General features: G+C 70.4%; 12 protein-coding genes. 6 read left to right on the top strand and 6 right to left on the bottom strand.

Annotated features, from left to right (window positions below):
• Nucleotides 1-33 precede the first annotated feature (33 nt).
• From DI005_RS17825 to DI005_RS17800, 6 genes are all read left to right on the top strand, one after another.
• Complete coding sequence (locus DI005_RS17825; RefSeq protein WP_158559829.1) at nucleotides 34-966, top strand: LysR family transcriptional regulator; 933 nt, start codon at nucleotides 34-36, stop codon at nucleotides 964-966.
• A gap of 128 nt (nucleotides 967-1,094) precedes the next feature.
• The gene (locus DI005_RS17820; RefSeq protein WP_113642871.1) at nucleotides 1,095-2,447 is read left to right on the top strand and encodes an MFS transporter; all 1,353 of its coding nucleotides are present in this window, start codon (nucleotides 1,095-1,097) and stop codon (nucleotides 2,445-2,447) included.
• Entirely contained in the window at nucleotides 2,444-3,208 is a 765-nt protein-coding gene (locus DI005_RS17815; RefSeq protein WP_112273808.1) for an SDR family NAD(P)-dependent oxidoreductase, read from the top strand. The genes DI005_RS17820 and DI005_RS17815 overlap by 4 nt, the downstream gene beginning before the upstream one ends.
• Nucleotides 3,208-4,611 (top strand): aldehyde dehydrogenase, encoded by a 1,404-nt coding sequence (locus DI005_RS17810; RefSeq protein ID WP_113642870.1) that lies wholly within the window; start codon nucleotides 3,208-3,210, stop codon nucleotides 4,609-4,611. The genes DI005_RS17815 and DI005_RS17810 overlap by 1 nt, the downstream gene beginning before the upstream one ends.
• Nucleotides 4,612-4,615: 4 nt before the next feature.
• Entirely contained in the window at nucleotides 4,616-5,203 is a 588-nt protein-coding gene (locus tag DI005_RS17805; RefSeq protein WP_112273804.1) for a UbiX family flavin prenyltransferase, read from the top strand.
• Between the two features lie 253 nt (nucleotides 5,204-5,456).
• Nucleotides 5,457-5,804 carry a hypothetical protein gene (locus DI005_RS17800; RefSeq protein WP_113642869.1) on the top strand — a complete coding sequence of 116 codons (348 nt, stop codon included), beginning with the start codon at nucleotides 5,457-5,459 and terminating at the stop codon, nucleotides 5,802-5,804.
• Nucleotides 5,805-6,050: 246 nt separating this feature from the next.
• Here DI005_RS17800 and DI005_RS17795 read toward each other — a convergent pair whose 3' ends face one another.
• The 6 genes from DI005_RS17795 to DI005_RS17770 form a co-directional block, all read right to left on the bottom strand.
• The gene (locus tag DI005_RS17795) at nucleotides 6,051-7,442 is read right to left on the bottom strand and encodes an MFS transporter (RefSeq protein WP_233520180.1); all 1,392 of its coding nucleotides are present in this window, start codon (nucleotides 7,440-7,442) and stop codon (nucleotides 6,051-6,053) included.
• A gap of 29 nt (nucleotides 7,443-7,471) precedes the next feature.
• Nucleotides 7,472-7,966, bottom strand: a complete 495-nt coding sequence (locus DI005_RS17790) for an SRPBCC domain-containing protein (RefSeq protein ID WP_113642868.1) — start codon at nucleotides 7,964-7,966, stop codon at nucleotides 7,472-7,474.
• 115 nt (nucleotides 7,967-8,081) lie between these two features.
• Entirely contained in the window at nucleotides 8,082-9,305 is a 1,224-nt protein-coding gene (locus DI005_RS17785; RefSeq protein ID WP_199542910.1) for an RNA polymerase sigma factor, read from the bottom strand.
• Entirely contained in the window at nucleotides 9,296-9,631 is a 336-nt protein-coding gene (locus DI005_RS17780; protein WP_110339643.1) for a YciI family protein, read from the bottom strand. The genes DI005_RS17785 and DI005_RS17780 overlap by 10 nt, the downstream gene beginning before the upstream one ends.
• A 285-nt stretch (nucleotides 9,632-9,916) precedes the next feature.
• Nucleotides 9,917-10,297 carry a CocE/NonD family hydrolase gene (locus DI005_RS17775; protein ID WP_199542908.1) on the bottom strand — a complete coding sequence of 127 codons (381 nt, stop codon included), beginning with the start codon at nucleotides 10,295-10,297 and terminating at the stop codon, nucleotides 9,917-9,919.
• A 151-nt stretch (nucleotides 10,298-10,448) separates the two neighbouring features.
• The gene (locus DI005_RS17770; protein ID WP_255565717.1) at nucleotides 10,449-13,247 is read right to left on the bottom strand and encodes an AAA family ATPase; all 2,799 of its coding nucleotides are present in this window, start codon (nucleotides 13,245-13,247) and stop codon (nucleotides 10,449-10,451) included.
• Nucleotides 13,248-13,382: the final 135 nt, after the last annotated feature.

The following is a 13,382-nucleotide window of genomic DNA, read 5'->3' as shown; positions in this document are numbered from 1 at the left end:
AGACTCACGACCACCCGCGCCCTCGCTAGTCCCATGGAACTCCACCAGCTCCGGTACGTGGCGGCAGTGGCCGACGCGGGCAGCTTCACCCGCGCCGCCGAGGTGCTCTACCTCGCGCAGCCGTCGCTGTCGGTGCAGATCCGCAAGCTGGAGAAGGAACTCGGTGTCGCGCTGTTCGAACGGCTGGGCCGAAAGGTCACGCTGACCACCGCGGGTGAGGCGTTCCTCGAACACGCCCGACCCGCGCTGTTCCACCTGGAGCGCGCGCGGGACGAAGCCGTCGCGGTGCGCGACCTGCAGCGCGGCCGGCTCGCGATCGGGGCGCTGCCGAGCGTCGGGGCGACACTCCTGCCGAAGGTGCTCGCGGACTATCGCGCCGCCTACCCGGACGTCGAGCTGCGGCTGATCGAGCACAACGTCTCCGCAGAGTTCGAGCGCATGGTGCAGGTGGGCGAACTGGACCTCGCCGTGGTGCGGGCGCCGTGGGAACGGCCGGGCATCACCGGCAGGGTGCTGATCCGCGAACCGATGGTGGCGATGCTGCCGCCGGGGCACCGGCTCGCCGACCGTGCCGAGCTCGACCTCGCCGAGCTGTCCGGCGACGACTTCGTCGGCATGCAACAGGGTTCGGGCCTGCGCAGCATCATGGAGACTACGTGCCACAGGCACGGCTTCAGCCCGAAGGTGACCGTGGAGACCGAACAGCTTTCCGTGCTGTGCGGGATGGTCCGCAACGGCGTCGGCGTCTCGGTCGTGCCGCGGCTCGTCGCCTCCGGCTACGAGCCGACGGTCCGGCTGAATGATCCGCGGGAGTCCCGCGAGCTCGGCGTCGTGTGGCGCGCGGGCGGCCAGCTCGCCCCCGCCGCGCTGGCGCTGCTCGACCTGCTGCTCACCGAGGTCAGGCGGTTCGGCGCCGACACCGGCGGTAGTGACGCCACAGTGGACGGTCTCGACCTGAGCGTCTAGCCGCGGCCCAGCTCAGAAGCCATAGCCATAGCAGTTGCCTACCGCCGCGGTAGGCAACTGCCCATCGCCGCGCGTCGTGCGGCGCACTGTAATGCCTACCAGGCGCGATTCTCACAAGGAGGTGGATCATGTCGGCTCCCGCCACGGGCGGGCTCTCCCGCCGTGCCACCCTGTACGCAGCCTTCACGTCGGTTGCGGGCTGGGCGTTCGATCTGTTCGACCTGTTCATCCTGCTCTACATCGCGGGAACGGTCGGCGAGCTGATCTTCCCCGCGCACAGCCCGACACTCAGCCTCGCCGCCGTGTACGCCTCGTTCGCGGTGAGCGTGCTGCTGCGCCCCGCGGGTGCGGCGATCTTCGGCGCTGTCGCCGACCGCAGCGGGCGCAAGAAGACGATGGTGATCGTGCTCGCCGGCGTCGGGCTGTCGACCGCGGCGATGGGCGCCGTGCCGACCTACGCCGCCGCCGGGCTCGCCGCGCCGCTGCTGTTCCTGGCGCTGCGCCTGGTGCAGGGTGTGTTCGTCGGCGGGGTCGTCGCGGCCACGCACACGCTGGGCACGGAGAGCGTGCCGCCGCGCTGGCGCGGGCTGATGTCCGGGCTCGTCGGCGGTGGCGGTGCCGGGCTGGGTGCCGCGCTGGCCAGCGGGCTGTTCATCCTCGTCAACCACCTGTTCCCCGGCGACGAGTTCGACGTGTGGGGCTGGCGTGTGATGTTCTTCGCCGGGCTCGTCGCGGCGATGCTGAGCTACCTGGTGGTGCGGGGCGTCGAGGAGTCTCCGCTGTGGAAGGCCGCCCAGCGGGCGGGCCCGCCCGCGAAGGTGCGCATCAGCGACCTGGTGCGCGGTGGCCGGGGCAGGATGTTCGCGCTCAACATCGTGCTCGTCGCCGGAGCCGGGTCCCAGTACTACCTGACCTCCGGCTACCTGCCGACGTTGCTCGGTGAGGTCACCGGCGTCAGGGGCACGGTGCAGGGCGTGATCCTGCTCGTCTCCAGCCTCGGCGTGGTGGTCGCGACGATCATCGCCGGTGAACTGTCCGAGCACCTCGGCAGGCGCCGCACGATGCTGCTCTTCGGCGGCGTGAACCTGGTGGCGCTGCCGCTGCTGGTGTGGCTGATCACGAGCAGCGATCCCGGCGACACCACCGCGATCCTGTGGTACTCGATCCTGCTGGCGTTCCTGGCCAACGCCGCCTACTCGCCCGTGATGGTGTTCCTGAACGAGCGTTATCCGACGTCCTTGCGCTCTCGCGGCACGGCGGTCTGCTGGAACCTCGGCTTCATGGTCGGCGGACTCATGCCCACGTTCGTCAACCTGGCCAGCCCCGGGCTGTCCGACGTGCCCAGCAGGCTCATGGTGTTCCTCGTCGTCATGGTCGCCGTGTTCCTCGTGGCGAACGTGATCAGCCCGGAGACCAAGGGCTCCATGGAGAACGAAGAAGTCCCCAAGGCGTCCGTTCTGGACAGAGAGGAAGCCCGATGACCGCACCGGACCTGCGTGGCAAGGTCGTGTTGCTCACCGGCTGCACGGGAGATATCGGCGCCACCTACCTGCGAGCGCTCACGGCGGCCGGGGCCGACGTGGTCGCCGCCGACCTCGCCGACGGCGCGGAGCAGGCGGAGAAGGCGGACGCCGACGGGCCCGGCAGCGCGGTATTCACCCGCTGCGACATCACCGATGACTCCGATGTGGACAGAGCGGTGCGGCTGGCCGTCGACCGTTTCGGCGGCCTGGACGCTGTGGTGAACAACGCCGCGGTCTACAAGGCGCTCGGCCACAAGCGCCCGCTGGAGGAGCTCACCGCGCAGGACTGGGACACGGTGCTGCGCGTCAACGTGCGCGGCACGTGGCAGGTGATCCGGGCGGCACTGCCGGCCCTGCGGGCACGGGGCGGCGGTCGCATCGTCAACGTCGCCTCCGTGGTCACACGCACCGGTGCCGCCGGGTTCGCGCACTACGTCGCCTCGAAGGCCGCGGTGGAGGGGCTCACGAGGGCCGCGGCCAGGGAGCTCGGCCGCGACGGCATCGGCGTCAACGCCGTCTCGCCGGGCCTTGTCGACGACGAGGCGACCCGCACGATCAACGACGACGGCTACGTCGCGAACGCCGCCGCGAGCCGCTCGCTGCCGAGGGCGATGCGGCCCGACGATCTGGTGGGCGCGGTGCTGTGGCTCGTGAGCGACGCCAGCGCGTTCGTGTCCGGGCAGACCGTGGTCGTGGATGGCGGCGGGGTGTTCGTGTGATGGGCACAGAGTGGAAGATCCCGCAGGACGCGACCCCGGCCGACCCGGCGACCCTGCGTGTGCTGGGTGAGGTCACCGCGGTCACGCCGGGGGAGCTCGACCAGGCCGTGCACACGGCCGACCAGGCGATGCGGGGCAGCTGGCCGGTGGACGCGAAGCTGCGGCAGGTCGCGCTCTGGCGCTGGGCGGACCTGCTCGCCGAGCACGCCGACGAACTGGTCTCCGCGCTCGTCGCCGAAAGTGGCAAACCGGTCCGCGAGGCACGCATCGAGGTCGCGGGCGCCGTTGACTCTCTGCGCTACAACGCCGGGCTCACCCGGCTGGTCAACGGCAGGGCCGGGACCCTTCCGGACGGCTCGCAAGCACACCTGGTGCGGGAGCCGGTGGGGGTCACCGCCCTGATCGTGCCGTGGAACTGGCCGCTGCTGCTGCTCCTGCGGGACCTGGCGCCCGCGCTCGCGGCCGGCGTGACCACGCTGGTGAAACCCGCTCCGCAGACCACGCTGGTCACCCAGCGGGCCGTCGGGCTCGCGCACGAGGCGGGTATCGGCGAGGACGTGGTGCGGGTCGTCGCCGGGGACGGGCTCGTCGGCGAGGCGCTCGTGACGCATCCGCTCGTCCGGGCCGTCGCGTTCACCGGCTCGACCGAGGTGGGCGCGGCGATCCGCTCCTCGGCCGCGCCCGACATGACCCGTACCCTGCTGGAACTCGGCGGCAAGGCGGCGATGACGGTGTTCGCCGACGCCGACGTGGACGCCGCGGCCGAGACGGCGGCGATGGCGTCGGTGATCACCACCGGACAGATGTGCATGGCCTGCACGCGGCTGCTCGTGCAGCGCGGCGCGTTCGACCGGGTTCGCGACCGCGTGGTCGACGTGCTGCGGTCGCTGCGTGCCGGTGACCCGCGCGACGAGAACACCGACCTCGGCCCGCTCATCTCCGCACCCGCGCTGGAGCGGTTCACCGGGTACGTCGACCTGGCGCGCACCGGGGCGAGGCTGCTCACCGGTGGCGAGCGCGCCGACGCCGACGGTCTGCCGGGGCACTTCGTCACCCCGGCGGCGGTCACCGGCGCCGCGCTGGACTCGCCGCTGGTGCAGCACGACCTGTTCGGCCCGCTGCTCAGTATCGAGCCGTTCGACGACGAGGAGGACGCCGTCCGGCTCGCGAACGCGACGCCCTACGGGCTCGCGGCGGCGCTGTGGACGAGTGACCTGCACCGGGCGTGGCGGGTGTCGCGCCGGCTGCGCGCGGGCACGGTCTGGGTGAACGGCTACAACCGCTCGTACGCGGAGATGCCCAGCGGAGGCCACGGCGCCTCCGGCCTCGGCCGAACCCGCGGTGTCGAGGGCATCGAACAGTTCACCGAGCTCAAGCACGTCCACTTCGGAGCAGGGAGGTAGGCACATGGAAGAGGAGCGGTTCCCGCCCAGGATCGTCGTGGGCATCAGCGGCGCCTCGGGCGTGCTCTACGGCGTCCGCGCCCTGGAGCTGTTGTCCCAGCTCGGCGTCGAGACGCACCTCGTGTTCACGAAGGCGGCCCGCGCGACGCTTGCCCAGGAGACCGACTTGAGCGTCGCCGACGTAAAGGCGCTCGCCGACCAGGTCTATTCCGAGCACGACCTCGGCGCCGCCATCTCCAGCGGATCGTTCCCCACCGACGGCATGCTCGTGGCGCCCTGCAGCATCAAGTCGCTGTCCGGAATCGCCAACAGCTACGACGACACCCTGCTGGTGCGCGCGGCCGACGTGACGCTGAAGGAGCGGCGGCCGCTGGTGCTGATGGTGCGCGAGACGCCGCTGCATGCTGGACACCTCCGGCTGCTGGCCCAGGCGTGCGACGTCGGCGCCACGATCATGCCGCCCGTGCCCGCGTTCTACACGCGGCCCGGCTCGCTCGAGGAGATGATCACCCAGACCGTCGGCAGGGCACTCGACGCCCTGCGCCTGCCGCACCCGGCGACGGCCCGCTGGACGGCGGAGTCGCGCGGCTGACCCACGTGCTCGCCTCCCCTTGTACCGTGCATTTGGTACAAGGGGAGGCGGCCCGGTGGCCTGGGACAACACGCTGGCCGTGGCCCGGGTTCTGGACTTGTCCGGCCACGCGATCCTTGTTGCTGCTGTGGCCCGGTGAGCGGCAGGGGCGGCGGCTGCTGCGGCGCTGGAGTGTCGACCGACCGTCCGATGAGGACGCCCCGGGTCTGGTATCCGTGGGTGTTCTTCCTGATGCCCGTGCTGAGCCAGCACCGTGCTGCTGGGCGGGCTGCTCGCGCTGTGGCCGGCCAGGTCGGCCAGCAGGCAGGCGGTCGTGCGCCGGCGACGGATCGCCGCGGTGGCCCCGGCCTGGGTGCTCGTGCTGCTCGGGATCGCGGCGGTGGGTGGCCTCGCGCCACGGCGTGGAGGGCAGTGGGCGGCGTTCGGCGTGACCGCGGCGTGCGCGCTCGTCGCCGTCGTCGTCATCGTGCTGGCCCTCGGCGGGCGATCCTGCGGTCGACCGCGGTGCGTGGGCGAGGATGCGGTCGGTCAGGTCGATGGTGGCCAGGTACCACCAGAACACCCAGTCGAGGGAGACCAGGTCGTGATCCGCCTGCTGTGACGCGTTCTGATGCCGGATTCCCAAGCGGTTCGCGATCTGGAAGAGGGCTTCTTCGTCCTTGTTGGGCAGCTGTCCTTGATCCGATTCGACGCTCCTCGAGGATGTCGGCCAGCGTGACAACGGCGGCGGATTTGATCGCCGCCCTCGCCGTCGTCGCGGGAAGTCGTCGCGTGGAACAGTTCCGTTCGCTCATCGGCGGGTGCGGTGACCATGCGCCCGGTGTCGATCGAAAACTCAGAGGCTTGGTTACAAGTCACTACTTCTCCTGAAGCCGATCATCGCTGTGACTACTCCTAGACCAGCGAGAACACCGATGGCGGCGAAGGCGGTGTGGAAGCCGTCGAGGCCCGTTCCCGCGACGAGGACTGTCGCGACGACGGCCACGCCTGCCGCGGCACCGATCTCACGCGTCGTTTCGATCAGGCCCGAGGCGACTCCCGACTCCGCCTCGGTGACGCCGGACAACGCGCCGATCTGCAGCGAGGGGACACAGAGCCCGAAGCCGATTCCGGCGAGCAGGAACGCCGGAAGCAGGCCAATGAGGTAGTCGCCGTCGGCGGAGACCTGAGTGAGCCACGCCATCGCGATGGCCAACAGTGTCAGACCGGTTACCAGCATGCGGCGGACGCTCATGACGGCGGTGAGGCGGCCCGCGGCGGATGCGGTTCCGAATTCGGTCATTGTCGTGGCCAGCCATGCGAGACCTGTTTCCATTGGCGAGTAACCGAGTCCCTGCTGCATCAAGAGCGACCCGAGGAAGATGAACGAGAAGAACGCACCGAAGGCGAGCAACGCGGTGAGGTTCGCCGCGACGAGTGTGCGGTTCCTCAGTGTTCTGCCCGGCACCAACGGGGCGGGTGAACGCCTCTCGATCAACACGAACGCGGCCATCAGCGCACCTGCCGCGAGAAACCATGCCAATGTGGAGACGGAGGCCCATCCGTGGGTGGCGGCGTGGTGGAGCGCGTAGACGGATGTCAGCAGTCCACCGGTCGCCGCGCTCGCCCCCGCGACGTCGAGCCGCCCGGACCGGCCACGGGCAACATCGGCATTGAGGCAGGTGATGGCGAGCGCGACGAGCACGAGGCCGACAGGAACGTTGATGAAGAACGCCCACCGCCAGCCAGGGCCGGCGGCGATGAGACCGCTCGCGACGACGCCCACCGTTCCGGCCGCTCCGCCGACGGCTGCGAAGATGCCGAAGGCCCGGTTGCGTTCCCGCCCCTCCTGGAACGTGGCAGCCACCAGCGAGAGCGCGGCCGGCGCGATGAGTGCCCCGCCCAGCCCCTGAAGGCCGCGCGCGGTGATCAGCACGCCGCCGTGCTGCGCCAGGCCCGCCACGAGCGACGCAGTGGTGAACAGGCTGAGGCCGGCGAGAAAGATGCGGCGTCGTCCCAGCAGGTCGGTCATCCGGCCGCCGACGAGGAGGAATCCGCCGATGACCAGGCCGTAGGCAACGACCACCCACTGCACGGTGCCTTGGCTGACGCCGAGGTCTCGCTGGATCGAGGGCAGGGCCACGTTCACGATGGCGATGTCGAGGCCCACCATTGCCTGGGCCGCGCATGCCAGGCCGAGCACGAGCCCTTGGCGAGTATCCGTCGCCTTCCGGCGCGCGACGGTGTTCACGAGATTCATGGCTGGACTTCCCTTCGACCCGCGCCGGATCAGCGGTGGTAGCTCGGCATGGGCTGGCCGACGCCGGTGGTGATCAGCTGCGGCAGGCTCTTGGTGATATAGAAGGTCCAGCCGGCCGAGCACGCTTCGAAACAAGCGGATTCGGCCGAGGTGAGACCCTCATGTGTGAAACGCACCGTCGTGCCCTGATCCGTGACACCGATGTCGAAGACGACGGTGGTGCCAGTCCACTCGTCGGGGTCGTCGACGAAGGTCAGCAGGGAGTCCACGCAGTGCCAGACCATCCGCCTGCCTGGCACGACCTCGGTGAGCTGAAACCGGGCGAAACGGATGCCCTTCTTGGCTCGGGCGGTCTCACCGGCGTATTCGCAGTCGTCGGTGAATACGAACTCATCGTGCAGCGCGGCCGAATGGCCGATGAGGTTCTCGCTCCACCACCCACGCACGTTGGTGACGGCCTCGAAGACCTCCTCCGGCGTCCGGTCGACGGTCATGGTGGCGGTCAGGTACTCGGTGTTCGACATGGGTTCTCACTTCTCTCCGTTTGGCGGCTTTGCCCACCGACGAAGGAGAACGCCCAGGATCGACATCGGCGCTGAAGAACTTGAGAAAAATCTAGGACAGACGTGAAGACGCTGGTCAGAGGCTATGAAGACGTGCCTTCAGGTAACGACGCTCGGCGTCGGTCGGCGCCAGTTCCAGCGCTTCCTCGTAGGCCGTGGCTGCCTCGGTGAGGCGGCCTTCCCTGCGGAGGAGGTCGGCCCGGGTGGCGGGCAGGAGATAGTAGCCGTCGAGTCGGCCGGACTCGGCGAGCTTGTCGACGAGCGCGAGCCCCGCGGAGATGCCCTCGGCCATCGCTACCGCCACGGCGCGATTGAGGTCCACGACGGGAGACGGCGCCAGCCGCGCGAGCTCGGCGTAGAGTGCGGCGATCTGGGGCCAGTCGGTAGCGTCCGCGTCCGGAGCGGTGCTGTGACAGGCGGCTATCGCAGCCTGCACCTGGTACGGCCCGAAGCTCCGCATGGCCAGCGCTTCGTCGAGTGTCGCGACACCTTCGGCGATCAGCGCGTGATCCCACAGGGACCGATCCTGGTTTTCCAGCGTGACCAGGACGCCGTCCACGGTGCGACTCGCGCGACGGGCCTCCAGCAGCAACATCAACGCCAGCAGGCCGCGCACCTCGGGCTCGCCGGGCATCAGCCGGACGAGCGTCCGTGCGAGGTGAATCCCCTCGGCGGCCAGCGCCCTTCGCCCGTCCTGCTCGTCGTAGCCCTCGTTGAAGATCAGGTACAGCACCGCGAGGACAGCGGTCAGCCGCTGTGGCAGGAGCTCCGCGGGTGGGACCCGATACGGGATCCCTGCCTCGACGATCTTGCGCTTGGCGCGCACCAGGCGTTGCGCCATCGTCGGCTCGGCGGTCAGGAACGCCTTGGCGATCTCACCCGTGCTCAATCCCGCCAGCGTGCGCAACGTGAGGGCGACGCGGGCCTGGAACGGCAGCGCGGGATGACAGCACGTGAAGATGAGCCGCAGCCGCTCGTCCGGAATCTCCTCAGACGCGGGCTCGATCGGCACCCGCTCCAGCACAGCGAGCTCCCGCACCTTCGCCGCGCCCTTCGTGTCCCGCCGCAGCTGGTCGATCGCCCGGTGACGGGCCGCGGTCGTGAGCCACGCACCCGGACGGGACGGAACGCCGTCGCGCGTCCACGTCGCCAACGCGGCGGCGAACGCCTCCTGCGCGCAGTCCTCAGCCAGGTCCCAGTTCCCGGTCAGCCCGATCAGCGTGGCGACCACCTGGCCCCACTCGTCCCGGTACGCCGCGTCGACCGCGGCACGAACCGTCTCCGGTGCGGTCACTCCCATACGGGGCGGACCTCGATACAACCCCGGCTCGCGTAGGGGTGCAGCGCCGCGAGCGCGAGCGCGTCGTCGAGATCGGCACACTCGACAATGTCGATACCGCCGACGAAGTCCTTCGTCTCCGCGAACGGGCCGTCGGACACCATCGTCTCGCCGTCCCGCACGCGGACTGTCGTCGCGGCCGCCACCGGCCGCAGCCGCGCGCCGCCGAGGCTGCCTCCCCGCCGGTCCACCTCCGCGTCGTACGCCTGGAACGCCGGGTCCGCCCTTATCTCCTCCATGGACGGCGATGTCGTCTCGTCGTCACAGATCAGGAACACATACTTCATGGGCTACATGATGCCCGAACCGGCGCGGGCGTCATCGGCACTGCGGGAATCGACCATCACCTGGATCGCAGACAGCGGTGCACCCAGCCAGCACGCGGAATCACCCTCGCGGCTCCTCCGGGACTGTTCCAACTTCGGTGTCTCTGGCCGACACGCCGGGCCGAGGTCCGGCGGGATGGGCACTGTGAGTGATGACGTCGGACGCTGTGAGTCCGCGCAAGCCGAGAACGTGCTGGAAACGGCGCTGAACGAGGAAATGACCAAGTACCTCGGACACGAGAAGAATCAGGCGGATCCGGGTCGGGACTCGATTAAAGTGCGGAAACGGTGCGAGGACAGCGCAGCCCATTGTGTGTAGCCCACATAGGACAGTCCGGTCGTTCCGACACGACCGTTCGCCCACGGCTGGTTCACGATCCACTCGATCGTGTCGTAACCGTCGAGGGCTTCGTTGACCCACGGGACAGTATCGCCTTCGGAGCGGAACTTGCCGCGGCGATCCTGCGCGGCCAGTGCGTACCCTCGCTCGAGGAGCGCCTCAGCGAAGACGTCGACGCGGATGATCCCGCCGTTCTTGCCATAGGGCAGGCGCGTCAGCACGACCGGTACGGGGCCGTCGGCGTCCGGCAGGTACACGTCGGTCGCCAGCCGCACGCCGTCGCGCATCCGAACCATGTACTGCTGGGCCGATCGCTCAGCCGGACCCGGTGGGATGTGCGTGAACGACATCGGTGCCGGCCTGGGATCGATCGATTCGTTCTTCGGCCACCACGCGCGCATCGTTCGGTCGAGTCGAGTACCGGCTGCCCGGCCCCGGTCACCTGTGTCGTGCGGCCCATGCGGCGATCTGGGCGCGGGTGGTGAAGCCGAGCTTGGTGAGGATGTGTTGCACGTGGTTCTCGGCGGTGCGCTCGGAGATGTGTGTGGCGGCGGCGATCTGCCGATTCGTCAGGCCTTGGGACACGAGGGCGGCGATCTCGCGTTCCCTGCGGGTGAGTGGACCTGGCGTGTGGCCGGTCAGGGCGCGGGTCAGCTCCTGGGCACGGTTCAGCAGCGGAGCCATGCCGAGTGTGCGCGCGGTGGCCGCGGCCTGGGTGGCGAGCGCGCTCGCTTCGTCGCGGTCGCCGGGACGGCGCCTTCGGGCGAGGGTGCGGGCGAGGTCGTACCGAGCTATGGCCGCGAACGGTGGTGAGCCGGCGCGTTCGTTGCTCTCGATGGCGAGTCGCAGATGCCGCACCGCCTCGTCGGTGCGGCCCAACGCCGCTGCCGCGACGCCGAGTGGGCCGTGCGCGGAACCCGCCGTGGCGATGACGCCCGCGCCGCCGCAGCAGAACAGGTCGGCCCAGGGCGCGAGCGAGCGGTACGCGGTGTCGAGCATCTTCCGGTCGCCGAACGCCTCGGCGAGCTCGATCGTCCCGGTGACCGCGGGCAGCAGTAGGAATTCGGGAAGCACGTCGAGTGGAGTGGCCACGGCATATTCTCGCCGGGCTTCCTCTTCGCGTCCCGCGTACCAGTGGACCACCGCGGTCATTCCGTGCAGGGTCGGGATGTGCTCCCAGCCGTCGAGGGGATGGCTGTCCGTCTCGTCGGCGAACCCGGTCAGGACGCCCAGTATCGCCAGGTACCCCTGCGAGGGCAGCAGCGCGCCGGGGTGGTCGCCGCGCTTGGCCAGCGTCAGTGCTTGCTCGCCGTGGAACCGTGCCGCGTCGAACCGGCCACGGGCGAACGCGATCGCGCCCCGGCAACGAGACTCGTGCCATGTCCCGAGCGGGAGTCGCAGCCGCTGCACTACTGCACCCAGCGGCCCGAGTTCCGCCTCGGCGCCGTCGAGGTCCCCGAGTTGCATCATGGCGTCGATCCGCCAGAGCCTGCCCCAAAGTTGCGCGGTGCTGTCATGGTCGGTGAGCCCGCGCGCCACCAGCCGGTCGCCGAGAGCCAGTCGTTCCCGGACGCCGTCCGGGCCGCCGCGCGCGAGTTGGCGGGCGTTGAGGGCGCTGTGCAGCGCGTGCCGGTCGCCGAGACGTTCGGCCATGGCCATGGCGGCCTGGGACAACTCGCCGGAAGCTCGCCGGTCTTGCGGACTCTGATACGCCGACATCAGGACGTCCACCGACAGCTGCGCCAGCAGCCGGGCTCGCAGGTCCGAATCCTCCTCCGGCAGCAGGGCCAGTGCCTCTTCGCAGAGTGCGCGCTCCTCGGTCACCCAGGTGAGGTCGTTGGTGCCCTCGAGAACCAGTGCCGCCCGCGCCAGCAGCGGGCCGTCGACAAGCTCCCGCGCCAGCCGGGCGGCTTCGAGCACCGTGTCGCGGGCGGCGCTCATGCGGTACGCGCGCAGCAGTGCCGTCGCCCGGGCTATGTGCAACTCGCACCGGTCTTCCGGGTCCGAGGTGGTCTCCGCCGCCCGCCCGAACAGGCCGGCCGCCTCATCCCACGCGCATTGTTCCATCGCCGCGTGCGCCGCGCGTGCCGCCCACAGCGCCGCCTGTTCGGCGTCGCCGAGCGGAAGCGACTCCAGCCAGTGGTGGGCCAGCGCGGCGGGCCGCGACTCCGCGCCCGGCCTTTGCTGCAGGTACTCGGCCATCTTGCGGTGCACGTCGAGCCGGATCGAGCGGGGCACTTCCGACCGTGCCGCCTCGCGGACCAGGTCGTGGGTGAACTCCCACCTGTCGGGGCGTAGTACGCCGGCGGCGGCCGCGTCGTCCAGCGCGCCGAGCACGTCCTCCCGGTCCCGGCCGGTGACATGCGCGAGGCCCGCCACGTCCACTGCCGAGCCGAGCACCGCGGCCGTGCCCACCACGGTGCGCGCGCACTCTCCGAGAGTGGACAGCCTGACACGCACCGCATCCCGGACACCGTCGGGCAGTGCCCGCGCGGGGTCGGCTCCGTCCGTGTCCTGGACCAGGGCGTCCGCGAGCTCGCCGACGAAGAACGGGTTGCCCTGGCTGCGTCGGCTCACCGCGGCCACGACCTCGGCGGACACTGGCGCACCGGTGGTGGCGGCCAGCTGTGCGGCAACCTGCTCCTCGGTCAGGCCGACCAGCCGCAGGCGGCTGACCGTGTACTCCCTGGCCAGCTCGCCCAGCGCCTGCTTGACCGCCTCCCGGTGCCCGATCTCGGTGTCGCGGTAGGTGGCGACGAGTGCCAGCCGGGTGGTGCCGACCGCCCGGACAAGGTGCACCAGCAGGCGTAGCGACGACGCGTCGGCCCACTGGAGGTCGTCGAGCACGACGAGCAGTCCGGTGTTCTCGGCGGCCGCGGTGAGGTGCGCCGTGACCGCTTCGAACACGCGGAAGCGTTGCTGGGCCCGCACCTCCGCGGACGCGGGGTCGAGAGCAGAGCCCGTACTGGTCAGCTCCGGCCACGGATCACCGGAATCCGCCGCGAGCGCGCGGACCACCAGCCGGAAGGGCCAGAACGGCGGGCTGCCCTCGTCGTCGACAGCCCGGCCCCACGCCGTGGGCATGCCCAGCCTCGCCGCCATCCGCGCCGCCTCCCCGGCGAGGCGAGTTTTGCCGATCCCCGGCTCGCCCGCGACGAGGACGACCTGCCCATGTCCCGCGTGCGCGGCTTCCAGCCGGACGCGGAGCAGGTCGCACTCGTGCTCGCGCCCTACCAGGGTGGTGGGGTCGTGCTGCGTGGTGTGCCCCCTCGGGGACGGCCGGCGCCGGGTGGACGCCGTGTCCGCTCACTGTATTCCGGAATCGGCTCTGTGTGACCTCGTTGCCGGCGCAGGAGCCACATGGCGGGTGGC

Origin of the sequence: Prauserella sp. PE36 (assembly GCF_003311655.1) — a bacterium.
In the GTDB taxonomy this organism is placed as follows: Bacteria; Actinomycetota; Actinomycetes; order Mycobacteriales; family Pseudonocardiaceae; genus Prauserella_A; species Prauserella_A endophytica.
Note: the sequence above shows the minus strand (reverse complement) of the source record. Positions and strands in the feature narration are given on the sequence as shown.

What these genes read in the sequence shown, in the direction of transcription:
- DI005_RS17825 (WP_158559829.1), top strand. Translation starts at nt 34, where the DNA reads ATGGAACTCCACCAGCTCCGGTACGTGGCGGCAGTGGCCGACGCGGGC.
- DI005_RS17820 (WP_113642871.1), top strand. Translation starts at nt 1,095, where the DNA reads ATGTCGGCTCCCGCCACGGGCGGGCTCTCCCGCCGTGCCACCCTGTAC.
- DI005_RS17815 (WP_112273808.1), top strand. Translation starts at nt 2,444, where the DNA reads ATGACCGCACCGGACCTGCGTGGCAAGGTCGTGTTGCTCACCGGCTGC.
- DI005_RS17810 (WP_113642870.1), top strand. Translation starts at nt 3,208, where the DNA reads ATGGGCACAGAGTGGAAGATCCCGCAGGACGCGACCCCGGCCGACCCG.
- DI005_RS17805 (WP_112273804.1), top strand. Translation starts at nt 4,616, where the DNA reads ATGGAAGAGGAGCGGTTCCCGCCCAGGATCGTCGTGGGCATCAGCGGC.
- DI005_RS17795 (WP_233520180.1), bottom strand. Translation starts at nt 7,442, where the DNA reads ATGAATCTCGTGAACACCGTCGCGCGCCGGAAGGCGACGGATACTCGC.
- DI005_RS17790 (WP_113642868.1), bottom strand. Translation starts at nt 7,966, where the DNA reads ATGTCGAACACCGAGTACCTGACCGCCACCATGACCGTCGACCGGACG.
- DI005_RS17785 (WP_199542910.1), bottom strand. Translation starts at nt 9,305, where the DNA reads ATGGGAGTGACCGCACCGGAGACGGTTCGTGCCGCGGTCGACGCGGCG.
- DI005_RS17780 (WP_110339643.1), bottom strand. Translation starts at nt 9,631, where the DNA reads ATGAAGTATGTGTTCCTGATCTGTGACGACGAGACGACATCGCCGTCC.
- DI005_RS17775 (WP_199542908.1), bottom strand. Translation starts at nt 10,297, where the DNA reads ATGCGCGACGGCGTGCGGCTGGCGACCGACGTGTACCTGCCGGACGCC.